This is a genomic window from Bryocella elongata, from assembly GCF_900108185.1.
GTDB lineage: Bacteria > Acidobacteriota > Terriglobia > Terriglobales > Acidobacteriaceae > Granulicella > Granulicella elongata.
This window is the reverse complement of record NZ_FNVA01000002.1, coordinates 528,627-542,650: the sequence shown is the minus strand read 5'-3', so window position 1 is coordinate 542,650 and position 14,024 is coordinate 528,627. Positions and strand designations below refer to the sequence as shown.

Genomic DNA, 14,024 nt, shown 5'->3' with positions numbered 1-14,024 from the left:
CCCGCAATCAGAATCCAGCAGGCAAATCCGCCTCAACCCGGATGACCTCTCCGGTAACTGGATGTTGGAAATTCAGAAACTGAGCGTGCAGCAGATAGCCACCATCCCCCGGCAGTCCGGGAAGCTCTTCCAGAGGCTGCCCACCTGCGCCATACAGCGGATCGCCCACCAACGGATGGCCAATCGACGCCAGATGAATTCGTATCTGGTGCGGCCGCCCCGAACACAGACTTACCTCAAACATCGTTGTATCTATTGTGCGCGAAATTACCTTCGCCACGGACTTAGACGTCTTGCCGCCCGCACTTGCAGCCCACACGGAACCGATCAGCGGATGCGGTACAAGGCCAATCGGCGTAACAATCTCGTAGACATCCCGCTCCGCCACGCCCTGCGCCAGCGCTCGATAAATCTTCTGAATCTTCGCCGTGTTCCAGTCCGCACTCAGCCTCGCGGCCGCCTCTGTCGTCTTCGCGAAGAGGACGATGCCGCTCGTAGCTCGCCCCAGCCGATGAACAGGATTCGCATCGGGGCTTTGCCTCTGCACCAGTCGCAGCAGCGTGTTCTCCATAAACCCGGCCCCCGGCAGGGTAGGCAGCCCGCTCGGCTTGTACACCGCCAGCAGGTGCGTATCCTCCAGCAACACCGCAAAGTCCCGAGGAGCCTCCGGCTCAACCCACGGCGGACGGTTCCACACCAGGCCCTGACCCGCAGCAACCAACTCGCTCCCGCTGGCCACAACGCCGTCCAGAGTCACCTCGCCGCGCTCCAATCGCTCCAGCCATGCCTGCGCAGTGGAGTGCGGATAAAGCCTCGCCAGGTGATCCACCAACGCCTGCCCATGCTCTCTGCCGCCGATGATCGTCGCGTAGGCATAGCCCCGGTTGAGCATCCTTCGAGTCTAAGCGACGACCTCCGCCCACACGTACTCCGCTCCAATCAACACCCGCAGCACGCCAACAATCGTTGATGACTGCAGGCCCGTTCTCCATGCGAATGGCAAGCCCTCCCGATTAGTATCGAGTCATGCTGATCGTTCAGATCTCATGAAGTGGCCTCCTTACAAGCCGCGCCATGTCAGGTCGAAACAAGTCACGTTTTGTCAGGAACGAACGAGTTGTGCCTTATCAGGAACGAACGAGTCATGCTTTGCCAGGAAAGAACCGGTCGTGCTTTGTCAGGAACGAACGGGTCGTGCTTTGTCGGGGCGGGACTTCAGTCCCGCCACAAACATCCGCGCAATACAGTGGCTTGGGCCCCGGAGGGAACGCTCAAAACTCGATCAGACCTTGCTTCAGTCACGTCTCGTTAAGGGCACGGCTTCAGCCGTGCCGTAAGCGCTCGTAATCAAGGGGGCTTTAGCCCCTGGGGGAATGCTGGCTGTAACGTATGCAGAGCTTCCCTGGTGTCCCGAGTCAGAAATTCCTTGCCTTGCTTGGAGGGCTGAAAGCCCGACACAATATCCTGCACGAATCTCTAACTCACCACACTACCTGCTTTAAAGAAAGAGCCGCAGCATGCAAAAAGGCTTTACCCGAAGACCGAAAGCACAGGAGCCCGCGCCGAGCCACGGCACCAACTACATCACTCCCGGCGGCATCGAACGCCTCAAAGACGAGCGCCAGTTCCTGCTCGCCAAAGAGCGCCCCGCCGTAGTCGCGGTGGTGGCATGGGCCGCGGGCAATGGCGATCGCAGTGAGAACGCCGACTATCAGTACAGCAAGCGACGCCTCCGGCAGATCGACAGTCGGGTCCGCTTCCTCACCAAGCGAATCGAAGCCGCAGAGGTCATCGATCCCGAAGCTCCCCGAACCGGCCAGCGCGCCACAAGGGTCTTCTTCGGAGCCACCGTCCGCTTCGCGAATTCCGCCGGCACACAGCGAACCGTCAGCATCGTCGGCACCGACGAGGTCGACCTCGACCGCAACCACATCAGCTGGGCCTCCCCCCTGGGCCGAGCCCTGATGCGAGCCGCAGAGGACGACGAAGTGGTCCTCCAAGCCCCCGGCGGCACAGAAACCCTCACCGTCCTCGAAGTGCGCTACGAGCGCATAGACGTGGAACCCTTCCGCGTACCTCTAGGCTCCGAAGTGTCGCCAACGGACCTGACCGCTGACCCTCTACAAGCAAACCAATCCGCGACCGAGCCAGATGACATAGAAGAATCCTGAAAACACGGTTCGCAAAAAAGAGCGCCCATGCAGTTAGGAGAAAGGCGCACGAGGAGAAACGAGTCAGTTACAAAATTCGCCAATCACCACGTGGCAGGGCGCATCGCTGGCGAGAAGCCGGCTTGTCCGCGCCATCGATTTGAGTTTCATCCCTTGATTGAGCAAATCGACAGCACGCAAAGGGCGATCAAGCGCGAAGACTCCCCGTAGCTCTCAGAAGTCCCCACTCGCGCCGCCGCCGCCCGATCCGCCACCAAACCCGGATCCAAACTCCGGGCTCCCCGCTTGCGAAGCTGGAGCGATGGGATGCGGAGAGAACAGGCCGAGTGCGGACGAAGCCACACCCAACGCGTGCTTGTGTCTCCCCGACATGTTCGCCGCAGTAAAGCCGTGGCGAACTCCGTCGGGACCCTGAGCGAGCCAGCGGCGAAGCCATACGGCAACAGCAATCAGCGCAATGCCAAGCAACATCGGGTCCCAGGTATGCCGCTGCCAACCCAGGTACGGCTTGTTGGTGACCAGCGTGAGGACCATACTGATCATTCCGGCCGCGAGAAGGAAGCGATCCTTCCGGCGCACGCCGCGCGCGAGGAGGATGGGCGGCAGGCACCAGAGCAGCACCCACGTCGTCCAGTAGAACGGTGCTGCAAACTCCGAGGTGGGATGCATATTGGTCCACAACTCGGCGGGTGAACTGATGGCTGAGAGCTTGAGGTTGAGCACCAGGTAGATTCCCAGCCAGAGAAAGGCTTCCGCGAGCGAATATTCCTGTTCGAGGTAGTCGAAGCGATGACGCGAGCGAATAGCCGCGATACAAGCCAGCGCAGCTGCATACAAAACGCAGATCCAACAACGCTGCCATGTGTGGGATGGCGTCCAGTACCCGGGCAGGAAGAGGGTGAAAATCATCGCGGCAGGAAACGCATACCAGAGGTCAAAGCGATACCAGATCCAGAGCGAAAACCCTGCACCGGCGCAACAGACCAGAAACATCACACGATGTTCGGAGGGGAGGCCGCTGTCGGAAAAGAGAGAGGCCACACTGCTGCAGGCCAAAGCTACGGAACCGATGGCAAGTCCTTCTTCGATTCCGTAGCGATACAAGCGGCCACCGGTGACAGCGGCCTCGGCGGACATATAGCAAAAGACGGAAAAGCCGAGAAGACATATACCGATGAATGACCGGGAGGGTGCGGCGCCTGCGAGCAGGAAGAAGAGCCCGACGGCGGCGCCCACTGCAACGAGAGTGAACAGCAACAGCACCAGCCGGAGAAAGATGTTGGTGGTGCGCAGGTCGGAGACCGTGTCCTGTTCGAGCTGCTCGTACTGCTCCTTGCTGACGAGGCCGTCGTCATTCCATTGGGTAACAAGCTTGCGGGCGCGCAGGCTCTCCTGGGTCGATTCTGTGTAGAGCTTCATGCCTGCCTCCCCCTTCCAAAGTGCTGCGCAATCAGCACGAGCGCGACGAGCATGGCGATGGCGGTCGCTACGAAGTACATCAGGATCAAGGTGCCGTCGTTCATGTTGCGGAGGAACATCGAACTCACACCGATGTAGCCATAGACGGCGGCGTACGCAACGAAGACGAATTGACGCCGCTGCAAGCCCCAGGCCAGAGACGCAGCGCAAACGATCAGCAGGCCGAGGAACCATGGGCCGTAGCCCTGATGATCGAGAACACCGGAGAGCGTTGTCCAGAACAGAACGTTTGCCACGATATGGAGATACGTGCCAAAGAAATGCGGCTTCAGTTTGCGGCGCTGAAGCATAACTCCGCTGGCGCCGACTACGAGGCAATATAGGAGGGCATACTGCCGGTACGCCCCGTTCTGAAAGGACGGCCAGTGCGAAATCTTGAGCCCGAACCATCCGGCGAGGGAGGACAGGGCGAGCGAGAGAACGAAGCGATTGTCGAAGCGATAAGCCAGGAAGAAAAAGAGAAAGGCAGTCGCCAGGAGATAGTTATCCCACTGTCCGGAGAGGATGTGGAAGCGGCTCTCAAGGTAAGCGAGCTCCACGCACCAGACGAGGCTGCCGAGGTAGAGCACGTAGTCGAAGATCGGAGTCGGAGTAGCCGTTTCCGCAGGCGACCAGGCACTGGCGCGAGAAAAGCAGTACCACGAAGTGGCGGCAAGCAGGCCCGAGAGAGCAATCAGGATGAGGACGTCGCCAAGTTGCTGCGACCACGTCGAGACCGTCCAACCAAGCCCGGCAACGAACGCCACGACCCCTGCGTAAAGGAGAATGTTGATCTCGAGCGAGAGCGAGAAGGGTTCTTCGCGAACAAAGCTCGCCAAAACAGCCTGCTGCTCAGGCGATATCGTCCCTTGCTTCTTCCAGCTCTCCAGACGGGCCAGGATGTTCATGACTCTGCACTCTCCGGCGATGAAGCAGTGTGTCGGTTCCAATTGTCGATTCCGATAGTACATGCCGGGACAATCCCCGGCCGTTCCCTTGAGCTGAGGCCCCGTAGTTCCCAGAGCCCGCCAGAGAAATGGACTGGCGGCAACACCCCGCACCCCCATCCCCTCCGGCCCGGCCATCTCTCCTGACACATCCTGACACCCCGCCCATCTACACTTAACAGTGATGGACTTCCAACTCGTCTCCGAATACACACCCCAGGGCGACCAGCCCACCGCCATCGCCCAGCTCACTGGCGGCCTCGACGCCGGCGAGAAGGACCAGGTCCTCCTCGGCGTCACCGGCTCCGGCAAGACCTTCACCATGGCCAAGGTCATCGCCGAGTGCAACCGCCCCGCGCTCATCCTCGCCCACAACAAGACCCTCGCCGCCCAGCTCTATCACGAGTTCAAACAGTTCTTCCCCAACAACGCCGTCGAGTACTTCGTCTCCTACTACGACTACTACCAGCCCGAGGCCTACATCCCCTCCGGCGACCTCTACATCGAAAAAGAAGCCACCATCAACGACGAGCTCGACAAGCTCCGCCTCTCCGCAACCCGCTCCCTCTTCGAGCGCCGCGACGTCATCATCGTCTCCTCCGTCTCCTGCATCTACGGCCTCGGCTCGCCGGAAGCCTACTACGGCATGCTGCTGCTCCTCGAAAAAGGCCAGCGCATCAAGCGCGAAGACATCACCAAGCGCCTCGTCGAAATCCTCTACGAGCGCAATGACTACGACTTCCGCCGCGGCACCTTCCGCGTCCGTGGCGACGTCATCGAAGTCTTCCCCACCTACGACGAGAACGCCTTCCGCATCGAGCTCTTCGGCGACGAGATCGAAACCCTCTCCCAGATCGATCCCCTCTTCGGCACCATCCGCCAGAAGTACTCCCGCCTGCCCATCTACCCCAAGTCCCACTACGTCGTCCAGCCCGAGCGCAAGATGACCGCCGTCGACTCCATCGTCGCCGAGCTTACCGAGTGGGAAGCCCAGCTCGAGCACGAAGGCCGCCTCGTCGAGTCCCAGCGCATCCACCAGCGCACCCGCTACGACCTCGAGATGATCAAGTCCGTCGGCTACTGCCACGGCATCGAAAACTACTCGCGCCACTTCTCCGGACGCCTCCCCGGCGAGCCGCCCCCCACACTCCTCGACTACTTCCCCCGCGACGTCATCACCTTCATCGACGAGTCCCACGTCACCGTCCCCCAGATCCACGGCATGTGGCACGGAGACCGCTCCCGCAAGCAAAATCTAGTCGACTACGGCTTCCGCCTCCCCTCCGCCATGGATAACCGCCCCCTCCGCTTCGAGGAGTGGGAAGGCCGCGTCGGCCAGACCATCTACGTCTCCGCCACACCCGGCCCCTACGAACTTACGAAGTCCGCCGGCGTGGTCGTCGAACAGATCATCCGCCCCACCGGTCTCGTCGACCCCCAGATAGAAATCCGCCCCGTCAAAGGCCAGATCGACGACCTCCTCGCCGAGATCCGCGACCGCGCCGCCATCAACCAGCGCGTCCTGGTCACCACCCTCACCAAACGCATGTCCGAGGACCTCGCCAACTACTACACCGAAGTCGGCGTCCGCTGCCGCTACATGCACTCTGAGATCGAAACCCTCGAACGCATCCGCCTGCTCCGCGCCCTGAGAAAGGGTGAGTATGATGTCCTCATCGGAATCAACCTGCTCCGCGAAGGCCTCGACTTACCCGAAGTTAGCCTCGTAGCTATCTTGGACGCCGACAAAGAAGGCTTCCTCCGCTCCCAGGGCTCGCTCATCCAAACCATAGGCCGCGCCGCCCGCCACCTCGAAGGCCGCGCCATCCTCTACGCCGACAAGATGACCGACTCCATGCGCCGCGCCATCGACGAAACCGACCGCCGCCGCGAAAAACAAGTCGCCTACAACCTAGAACACAACATCACGCCCCAAACCGTAATCCGCTCCATCGACGACTCCCTCGCCACCATCCTGAAAGCCGACTACCACGACTCCACCGAAGAGATCATGGACACCGACTCCCTGAACTTCCGCGACCAGGGCGAACTCGACGACCACATCCTGAAACTAGAAACCGAAATGCGAGAGTCCGCCAAGAAATTCGAGTTCGAAAAAGCCGCCAAACTAAGAGACGCAATCAAAGAACTCCGGGAAAAGGAGTTCCTCTTCAGCTAGACACTCGCGACGTGCCAGGAAAAATCTTCTTGGCGGCAAACAGTTGATCGCTCGAATTGGTGGCGGAGGCCGCGGTATCGGGGTAGACTTCTTCGATCCGCACTTCCCATGAAGGAGAGGCTCTATGAAAGTTGAGCAGCACAGCCCCGCGCGAACGCGTCTATCGCCCAGCATCGCAACGATGATCGTAATGGGACTTCTGGCCACGTTCTCCCTCGCAGCAGCGGCGGCTCCGCCGCTGAAGGGATGCACCTACAACCTCACCGGTGCGCCCGGCGCGGCTGCATTTGTCGGAGTCAAAGCGATTGGCCCGGGAGGGAATCTGTCCGAGCCAGGCCTCTCAGCTCGCACCTACTACTGTACTGTCACTCGGGGTGCCGCAGTGTCGGCACGGATTTGGGGAACGTTCTCCACAGATGGCGCTCCCTACGTCATTATGGCGCTCAAGTTCAAGGGAGATTTTCCGAGAGCTTACGTCTCTGCATGCTACTTAGGGAGCGACCCCGACTGCCACGGCATGCAGCAGGCACCCAAGAATTTGGTGATACCTAAGATCACGTCATCCACCCCTATCCCATCCGGGGGTATTTCCGATAATTCAACGAACGGATGGAGGTTGCTCCCCCAGGCATCTTCATCAGCGGAACTTCCTGCTTATGGTGTCGCCGACTGTGACGGGAGGGTTCAAGTCACCCTCTACGCAGTAGAAGCCCAAGAACAGACCGACGGATCTCACCCACAACACAACATCTCCGCAATGCATTCTGTAAGAGCTCCAGCCACGATCCAGATCGAGGAAATAGAGAACAAGCAAGGGCGCGACTGTAAGGTCAATCGATAGCCGACAAGTGCTGGAGCCCGCTCATGCCGGCCGAGTGGAGCCTGGATGCACAATCCGTGATGGTCGCATCCTGACGGGTGGGAGTGGGAGAGAGCGCTCCCACTCCCACCGTTCCCCCGCATCACCAATCCCACTCATACGCCTGTTACCCATATCTCAAAGCCCTTGCGTCATCCTTGTACTCGCGCCGAGTGATGCCATGCTCGGGCTTCGCGGGATTCGTCGCCGAAACCAACGATTCGCAATCGCTCCACGACTCCGGTTTATTAGCAAAGAACCTTTGTAAATGCGCGACCGGGCACTCTGAAGCCATATTCCTGATTTTGATAAGAGCTATCAACATGCAAGTCGAAAAACAACCCGCGCAGCCCTTCGACGAAGAGGTCTCGATAGCTAAAATCGGCCGCGAGCTTCGAGATGAATTCTGCTGGCTGGCCGATATTGGAGACGACGGCAGAGTCCCTGACCCGGCATCCGTGACACACCGCGCGAGACGAAATTTAGTTCGGTGCGTCTTCAGCTTCGTTGAGGCTCTGTCCTTTGTAATGAAGGCGAATGCTCTTCGGCACATTCGAGCGAACCATGATCAATGGGATGCAAGCGAGCTATTGATCGCGGAAGAACTCTCAGCTGAGGTCACCGAAGCCGGAAGAATCGTCAAGAAGAAGGCCAAGGTCAGAACAATGAGCAACGTGCGGTTCGCTTTTCGTCTGCTCGCCGCAGCGTACGGGGCTGACTTCACGCTCGACGTGAACTCGAACGGTTGGCAATGCCTACAAAGAGCAATAAGAGTACGCGACCGCGTGACCCATCCGAAGTGCCTAAGTGATCTCACGGTGACAGAAAGTGAATATTCCGATGCGATCCGTGCATTCATCTGGTTTGATCGTCAGTCGCTCCGAATAATGGAGCCAATAGCTAGGGCCCTCGACGGAGATATTGCCAAGCTGAGGCAGAGACTGACGGGTATCGATCCCATCGCCGCAAGCGAATTTCGAGGTATATCGGATGAGAGCCCGCTCCCAGTTCCACCGAGGGGACTCCACGACGACGTGTAGTTTGTCGCTATATCCTCTGCAGCCCATCTCTCCTCCAAGATCCTGTCGCCCTGAAAAGGTTGGGTATCGTTTGCCCAGCAAGCGACCGCTCCAAACCACAAACTCCCCGCAGCACAATCTCCCCAGGCCGATGCCGTCCCGCGAAGCCATCCTCGCCACGCTCCGTGATCACGCCGCCGAGCTCCGTGCCTCCGGCCTCGTCCACCTGCGTCTCTTCGGCTCCGTCGCCCGCGACGAAGCCACCTCCGGCTCGGACATCGACCTCCTCACCGACTTCGCTCCGGGCACTCGCGTCTCCCTGCTCACCCTCAGCGGCCTCCGGCTCCAACTCAGCGACCTGCTCGGAGCAGAGGTGGACTTGTCCTCCTCCACGGCCTTGAAAGAAGCCGTTCGCACCCGCGCGCAGCGCGAGGCCGTCCATGTCTTTTAGAGGCCGGCCCTTCACTTCCGCGACATGCTCGAGGCCATCGGGCTGATCGAAGAGGGATGGGCAACATCCTGCGCCACGCCTATGACCGCATCGAAGAGGAAACCATCTGGAACACGATCCAGGATGATCTTCCACCTCTGAAGCAAGCGGTGGCACTAGCCCTGACGACCCACTTCCCAACTGCAGACTCACAGTAGACGGGAGCAGACGCTTGCGCCCAGCAAACGTCCGCTCTCAGCCAGTACACACACACCCGAAACCAAACTCCCCAGCCCTCCATCCAACCCACGAGGGCACCCCCATGCTCAAAATCAAGCGCGTCTATCTCGAACCCGAACCCACCGACGGAACCCGCATCCTCGTCGACCGCCTCTGGCCCCGCGGCCTCACCAAGGAAAAAGCCAAGGTCGACCTCTGGATGAAGGAGATCGCCCCCACCACCGAACTCCGCAAATGGTTCGCGCACGACGCCGCCCGGTGGTCGCAGTTCCAGTCCCGCTATCTCGACGAGCTAAAGCTCCACAACGACCTGATCCACACCCTCCGGCAACAGGCAGCCCACGGCCCCGTCACCCTCGTCTACGGCGCGCGGGACGAACAGCACAACGAAGCCGTCGTCCTCCAGAAACTCCTGCAATCGAAGTGAATCGACCAGTCCGTCCTGAAGGAACCCGTTTGCAGTCGGGCCCAGCGCGAGGCCGTCCACGTCTTTTGGGGGATCCGGCCCTGTCAACCCCCTGACTCCCTACCCCACCCCGCAACCCCAACAATCCAAAGGCCATCCCGCACCTCGCCCCATGGCGCAATCACCCCACCGAACTCTCTAAACTGGTATGTGGGAGCACAAAGAGGCTGTCCGGACGCATCCAGCGTCCGGACAGCCTCTTTCCTTTGCCCTTGAACTTCAAATTCACCAACGGAGAGAACCATGACCAGGAAGAGCATCAAGATTCACAAGCCCGCCCCCACCCTCCACCTCCCCGCGCACGAGCAGCGCGCCGCCGCCCGCCGCCGCCACAACGCCGCGCTGCCCAACATCCCCGGCCCCAAGCCCCGCATCGCACGAGCCGCCAAACCCCGGCCGATCCCAGCTCACAAGGTCACCACCCCCCGCAGCGTTCACTGAGGCCCCTCACCCTGGGCCCTACCCTCCCCGGGGACTTCACCCGTAAAGTCCCTGAATCGAATATTTTGCCGCCAGGGGGAGGGGGGGCACCATGCCCCCCAACGCCCCACAGCCGTCCTCGCAGTCGAATCCCTTAGTTCGCCGAGGCCTTCTGCACCTTATCGACGACCATCACCTCGACCACATCCTTCTCCGACTCCAGCTTCAGCCCCATCTCGCCCTGCAGCGTCGTGTTCAGCACCAGCAGGAAATCATCCAGCCCCTTCGGCGGGTCGAGCATGTACTTCGAGAAGTCGAACGAGAAATCCCACCGCCCCGCAAGGCCCGTCTTGTCGACCACAGGCTTCTCCGTCGGCCCTGAGAGAAAGTCCGCAAACTCCTGCATCGTCAACGCCCGCGCCGTCGTCCCCATCGCCGAGTTCGCCCGCCACGGAACCTCATCGCTCGTCGCCTGCTTGAACTTCTCCCCCAGCTTCGGGCCGCCCTTCGCCACCTCCAGCGCAAACGACCGCAGCTCCTTCTTCTCCCGGTGAAACGCCAGCCCAAACCGCTCCGCCAGCAGCGCCTGCATCATCGCTTTCATCTGGTCTTCCGTCGCCGGCCCATCTGCCTTGGCCTCGATATCGTACTTCTCGCTCGTCAGCAGCCCCGGCCCCAGCACCTGCGCCCGCTGCACCCCATACGCCCACTTGATGCACGTCTGAATCGAAACATCCCGCATTTTTATCGATGCCGGAAGCAGAATCGTCTCACCATCGCTCTCGAACCGCACCTGCGCCGCACTCGGCCGTATCGTAGCGACCGCAAACGAAGCCTGCGCGTGAGCCATACCGCTGCTGAATATTGCTGCCAACAAGAGCCAAGCCTTCATCACGTCTCTCCGGTGTTCGCGGTTGAACCTGCGGTGTCTCCTCCCTCATACGAAGCCGCGACCGCATCCGTTCCGAAGAATCCTGGCTCCCGCAACGGCAACTACAGATGCCCCAACCGGAGTGTGATCAGCGTGATACGCTTCGCACACCGACCTCAAAGGAGATTCATCGTGGCACGTACTGCGGTCTTTTGTCCGGGCGTCGATCAGGAGATGCGCGAAGCGATCGAGAAGATGGTCACCGCCAAGTGGGTGCTCCAGAAGGATGTCCACGACGGCAAAGGTTCCACGAAGTCGCTAAAACAGGTCGACAAAGAGACAACACTCTTCATCATGTCTCACGGCAACCCCATCTTTCCCGTCTTCCAGACCAGGCTGGGGAAATGGACCGGGCCGGAGATGGCGAAGCTCCTCGAAAAGAACTCGCTGCGAAAGAATCATCGCGAGATCGTCCTCCTTGTCTGCAACGCCGGATCGTCGCTCTCAGATGAAGCGAACTTCCAAAGGCGGAGCCCGATGATCAAGGAACTCCAGATGCTGGAGCGCAAAGACAAGGTTCAGTTCGAAGACAAGTTGGTCTTGTGGAACAAGGAGAAGAAGGACCTGAAGCAGTTCGACAGCAACGTGAAGGGCAGCCTCGAGACGAGAATCCTCCCGTTGGCCGCCCAGCTTGTTGCGGAACTCAAGAGCCTGAAGTTCCTGAATATTCGCGTGACCTGCTATCGAACGCCAGTTTCACAGAACTTCTTGCCCATAAAAGGAGATGAGACCTTTCGGATCACCCTCGACACGAAAGGCTTCGAAGGCAAGAACTTCAAAGAACGGGAGAGCGATCCGGCGATCGTTGAGAAATACAAGGTTATCTGGCAATGACAGCCTTGAGGCGCCCGACCGGCAGCATGGGAGGAGTGCGCACCATCGAACCCGGCCCGATCATCTCCAGGACGCGGTCGATCGTCTCTTCCGTTCGGGTACCCTGGCGATGCATCGCATGCAGGCCCCGCGCGGTCATTCTGCAGATCTCAAACTTGTTGATGCCAGTCGCAAGAGCACTATGGATTTTAGCGGAACGCAAGGGAGCTCCAGTGGAACAGGGTGAATGCAGCGTGTGTTCCGGAACTCATCCTGGATGGTTTAAGGCGAGAGGACTGGCGGGCTGTTACCAGCCTACGCTGTATTTGCCCGCCGCGCCGGTCGTAAGCCGCCGGTATCAGCTCTGAGACTGGAATTCGTACACTCGCTGTAGTGCCATGAAGCCCTTGCCCACCTCCGCAACTCTCTCGCTCCGCATTCAACCAGGCGCGAAGCGCGAAGGCGTGGTCGGCGCCTATGGAGATGCACTCAAGATTGCCATCGCCGCACCTGCCGTCGATGGCAAGGCGAACGAAGCACTCATCCGCCTTCTCGCGTCGCTACTTGGCATCGTTAGAGCCAGGATTGAGATCGTCTCTGGCCAGACTTCGCGCTCGAAGGTTGTTCGGATCGAGGGTCTCTCTACACAGGAAGTCCTCCGCGCGCTGACGACCGTCGAATGACTGCCCGCCGCGGACTCAGGAAGCACAAACGTTGACGACCACATGGAAGAAATGATGCGTATAGCAAGCCTGCAGCCGTCCATCACCGTCACGCTCGCCGCATTAGGCGCAGTTAACAAACTGTGTGCTCATACCAGGTACTGCGCCGAAGCCCTGCCGGAGCTTGCCACGCTTGGACTGCCTCTACTGCAGGACTCCTGGACAACCAACACCGATGAACTTACTGCCGTGAAGCCCGACCTGGTCATCGCTTCCGTTCCTTACCGTATTGAGTCGCTGGCAGCGATCCTCAAAGCAGGCTTCCCCGTGCTGGCACTCGCGCCAAAGACGCTTGAGGATATCTTCGCCGACACGCGACTTATGGGCGCACAGGTCGACCGTCACGACGCGGCGGAATGCCTTGTTGCGGGCTTTCGCGTGCTGCTTCAATCGTCAAACGAGAGCGCAGCCGCGGCTCTCGGTGAAGCTCCGGGGCCACGCGTCTACTGCGAAGAATGGGGCAAGCCGCTCATCCGTTCTCAAGGCTGGGTAGCAGAGCTGATCGAAGCGGCACACGGAAAATTTGTCGGCGCGCCGGGCGCGCAGACGACCACGCAGGAAGTTGAGGACAGCGATCCCGACGTGCTGCTGTTCGCCTGGTGTGGCGCGGGCGACCGCGTTCCGCTGGAGCGGGTGATCGAGCAGCGCGGTTGGCAGGGTCTCCGTGCTGTGCAGGAGCGCCGCGTCTATTGCATCCCGGACGAGTACCTGAACACCCCCGCGATACCATCGCTGACCAAGGGGCTTGCCTGCATCAGCGCAACGCTGCATCCCGATCGGGTAGTCAGACCTGAGCGGCTGATCCAGCTTGCGGTGCGCTGACGAATCCCCCCCCCCCTCAAAAAAGAGACCAATCGGTCCCTTTTCTACTGACAGACCATCAGCTCGCGGATAAACTGCGAGCATTCTGCATTGGTTCCGCTCCGCTTTGTGGAGCGATGGAGGTGTCATGCGACGTTCGTCTCTGCTCCTGTTCCTTCTGTTCTCCCTCTGCGCGGTCGGCCTTACGCAAGGCCCAGGCCCAGGGCCCGTCCCCACCACCAAGGTGCTCGCAATCGGCGAAATCACGCACCCGCTGACGCCGGAAGAGCGCGCCACGATCATGCCGCACGAGGTTCCCGACACCGTGCAGCTCTACCTTGATGGAAAGATCGACCAGTGGTGGTTTCGCCAGGATGGCAAGGGCGTCGTGTTCCTGATGAATGTGACCTCGGTGGAAGAGGCGCATGCGCTGCTGGAGAAGCTCCCGCTCGGACAGGCCCACCTGATGAGCTTCACGCTCATGCCACTCGGTCCCCTGGCGCCGCTTCGCGTCCTGCTGAAACCAGCGAAGTAACCCGCTCTGCGTGCCCTGCGGGCCGCCGAAGGT

The 14,024-nt window shown here is 60.2% G+C and carries 17 protein-coding genes; 12 read left to right on the top strand and 5 right to left on the bottom strand.

All coding sequences use genetic code 11. The features are described from left to right. Positions 1-7: 7 nt before the first annotated feature. Positions 8-892, bottom strand: coding sequence for an RluA family pseudouridine synthase (locus tag C4S68_RS08585; protein WP_103932626.1), 885 nt, complete (start codon positions 890-892; stop codon positions 8-10). Positions 893-1,517: 625 nt separating this feature from the next. Here C4S68_RS08585 and greB point away from each other — a divergent pair. Further along, the gene (gene greB / locus C4S68_RS08580) at positions 1,518-2,171 is read left to right on the top strand and encodes a transcription elongation factor GreB (RefSeq protein ID WP_103932625.1); all 654 of its coding nucleotides are present in this window, start codon (positions 1,518-1,520) and stop codon (positions 2,169-2,171) included. Between the two features lie 213 nt (positions 2,172-2,384). On the opposite strand, the gene C4S68_RS08575 is transcribed toward greB, so the two are convergent. Both C4S68_RS08575 and C4S68_RS08570 read right to left on the bottom strand, forming a co-directional pair. Next, entirely contained in the window at positions 2,385-3,590 is a 1,206-nt protein-coding gene (locus C4S68_RS08575) for a hypothetical protein (RefSeq protein ID WP_103932624.1), read from the bottom strand. Then, positions 3,587-4,537: a DUF2157 domain-containing protein gene (locus C4S68_RS08570; RefSeq protein WP_103932623.1), complete on the bottom strand. Its 951-nt coding sequence runs from the start codon at positions 4,535-4,537 to the stop codon at positions 3,587-3,589. Before C4S68_RS08570 ends, C4S68_RS08575 begins: the two co-directional genes overlap by 4 nt. A 223-nt stretch (positions 4,538-4,760) precedes the next feature. Here C4S68_RS08570 and uvrB point away from each other — a divergent pair, with 223 nt between their 5' ends. The 7 genes from uvrB to C4S68_RS08535 all read left to right on the top strand — a co-directional run bounded on the left by uvrB (position 4,761) and on the right by C4S68_RS08535 (position 10,210). Then, a complete protein-coding gene (gene uvrB, locus C4S68_RS08565) occupies positions 4,761-6,755 on the top strand; it encodes an excinuclease ABC subunit UvrB (protein ID WP_103932622.1) in 1,995 nt (664 codons plus the stop codon). 124 nt (positions 6,756-6,879) lie between these two features. Next, the gene (locus C4S68_RS08560) at positions 6,880-7,596 is read left to right on the top strand and encodes a hypothetical protein (RefSeq protein WP_103932621.1); all 717 of its coding nucleotides are present in this window, start codon (positions 6,880-6,882) and stop codon (positions 7,594-7,596) included. 341 nt (positions 7,597-7,937) lie between these two features. Next, complete coding sequence (locus C4S68_RS08555) at positions 7,938-8,654, top strand: hypothetical protein (RefSeq protein WP_146072081.1); 717 nt, start codon at positions 7,938-7,940, stop codon at positions 8,652-8,654. Between the two features lie 70 nt (positions 8,655-8,724). Then, on the top strand, positions 8,725-9,084 hold the full coding sequence (locus C4S68_RS08550) for a nucleotidyltransferase family protein (RefSeq protein WP_160115068.1): 360 nt from the start codon (positions 8,725-8,727) through the stop codon (positions 9,082-9,084). Positions 9,085-9,140: 56 nt separating this feature from the next. Beyond that, the gene (locus tag C4S68_RS08545; protein ID WP_103932618.1) at positions 9,141-9,281 is read left to right on the top strand and encodes a HepT-like ribonuclease domain-containing protein; all 141 of its coding nucleotides are present in this window, start codon (positions 9,141-9,143) and stop codon (positions 9,279-9,281) included. A gap of 104 nt (positions 9,282-9,385) precedes the next feature. Beyond that, positions 9,386-9,730 carry a DUF488 domain-containing protein gene (locus C4S68_RS08540; RefSeq protein ID WP_103932617.1) on the top strand — a complete coding sequence of 115 codons (345 nt, stop codon included), beginning with the start codon at positions 9,386-9,388 and terminating at the stop codon, positions 9,728-9,730. A gap of 282 nt (positions 9,731-10,012) precedes the next feature. Further along, positions 10,013-10,210 carry a hypothetical protein gene (locus tag C4S68_RS08535; RefSeq protein WP_103932616.1) on the top strand — a complete coding sequence of 66 codons (198 nt, stop codon included), beginning with the start codon at positions 10,013-10,015 and terminating at the stop codon, positions 10,208-10,210. A gap of 133 nt (positions 10,211-10,343) precedes the next feature. Here the strand turns inward: C4S68_RS08535 and C4S68_RS08530 are convergent, their stop codons facing one another. Continuing rightward, complete coding sequence (locus C4S68_RS08530) at positions 10,344-11,081, bottom strand: TIGR03435 family protein (protein WP_103932615.1); 738 nt, start codon at positions 11,079-11,081, stop codon at positions 10,344-10,346. Between the two features lie 171 nt (positions 11,082-11,252). Between C4S68_RS08530 and C4S68_RS08525 the strand changes: the two genes are divergently transcribed. Further along, entirely contained in the window at positions 11,253-11,954 is a 702-nt protein-coding gene (locus C4S68_RS08525) for a hypothetical protein (RefSeq protein WP_103932614.1), read from the top strand. Here the strand turns inward: C4S68_RS08525 and C4S68_RS22920 are convergent. Continuing rightward, positions 11,941-12,156, bottom strand: coding sequence for a hypothetical protein (locus C4S68_RS22920; protein ID WP_146072080.1), 216 nt, complete (start codon positions 12,154-12,156; stop codon positions 11,941-11,943). The genes C4S68_RS08525 and C4S68_RS22920 overlap by 14 nt on opposite strands. A 175-nt stretch (positions 12,157-12,331) precedes the next feature. Here C4S68_RS22920 and C4S68_RS08520 point away from each other — a divergent pair, with 175 nt between their 5' ends. The 3 genes from C4S68_RS08520 to C4S68_RS08510 all read left to right on the top strand — a co-directional run bounded on the left by C4S68_RS08520 (position 12,332) and on the right by C4S68_RS08510 (position 13,991). Further along, complete coding sequence (locus tag C4S68_RS08520) at positions 12,332-12,616, top strand: DUF167 domain-containing protein (protein WP_103932613.1); 285 nt, start codon at positions 12,332-12,334, stop codon at positions 12,614-12,616. 51 nt (positions 12,617-12,667) lie between these two features. After that, a complete protein-coding gene (locus tag C4S68_RS08515; RefSeq protein ID WP_235011459.1) occupies positions 12,668-13,477 on the top strand; it encodes an ABC transporter substrate-binding protein in 810 nt (269 codons plus the stop codon). A 127-nt stretch (positions 13,478-13,604) separates the two neighbouring features. After that, positions 13,605-13,991 (top strand): hypothetical protein, encoded by a 387-nt coding sequence (locus C4S68_RS08510; protein WP_146072079.1) that lies wholly within the window; start codon positions 13,605-13,607, stop codon positions 13,989-13,991. The last annotated feature ends 33 nt before the right edge of the window (positions 13,992-14,024 follow it).

Bases quoted from the DNA above. Each gene is read 5' to 3' on its own strand.
- greB (WP_103932625.1), top strand. From the start codon at position 1,518: ATGCAAAAAGGCTTTACCCGAAGACCGAAAGCACAGGAGCCCGCGCCG.
- C4S68_RS08575 (WP_103932624.1), bottom strand. From the start codon at position 3,590: ATGAAGCTCTACACAGAATCGACCCAGGAGAGCCTGCGCGCCCGCAAG.
- C4S68_RS08560 (WP_103932621.1), top strand. From the start codon at position 6,880: ATGAAAGTTGAGCAGCACAGCCCCGCGCGAACGCGTCTATCGCCCAGC.
- C4S68_RS08535 (WP_103932616.1), top strand. From the start codon at position 10,013: ATGACCAGGAAGAGCATCAAGATTCACAAGCCCGCCCCCACCCTCCAC.
- C4S68_RS08570 (WP_103932623.1), bottom strand. From the start codon at position 4,537: ATGAACATCCTGGCCCGTCTGGAGAGCTGGAAGAAGCAAGGGACGATA.
- C4S68_RS08540 (WP_103932617.1), top strand. From the start codon at position 9,386: ATGCTCAAAATCAAGCGCGTCTATCTCGAACCCGAACCCACCGACGGA.
- uvrB (WP_103932622.1), top strand. From the start codon at position 4,761: ATGGACTTCCAACTCGTCTCCGAATACACACCCCAGGGCGACCAGCCC.
- C4S68_RS08545 (WP_103932618.1), top strand. From the start codon at position 9,141: ATGGGCAACATCCTGCGCCACGCCTATGACCGCATCGAAGAGGAAACC.
- C4S68_RS08555 (WP_146072081.1), top strand. From the start codon at position 7,938: ATGCAAGTCGAAAAACAACCCGCGCAGCCCTTCGACGAAGAGGTCTCG.
- C4S68_RS08520 (WP_103932613.1), top strand. From the start codon at position 12,332: ATGAAGCCCTTGCCCACCTCCGCAACTCTCTCGCTCCGCATTCAACCA.
- C4S68_RS08530 (WP_103932615.1), bottom strand. From the start codon at position 11,081: ATGAAGGCTTGGCTCTTGTTGGCAGCAATATTCAGCAGCGGTATGGCT.
- C4S68_RS08510 (WP_146072079.1), top strand. From the start codon at position 13,605: ATGCGACGTTCGTCTCTGCTCCTGTTCCTTCTGTTCTCCCTCTGCGCG.
- C4S68_RS08515 (WP_235011459.1), top strand. From the start codon at position 12,668: ATGATGCGTATAGCAAGCCTGCAGCCGTCCATCACCGTCACGCTCGCC.
- C4S68_RS08585 (WP_103932626.1), bottom strand. From the start codon at position 892: ATGCTCAACCGGGGCTATGCCTACGCGACGATCATCGGCGGCAGAGAG.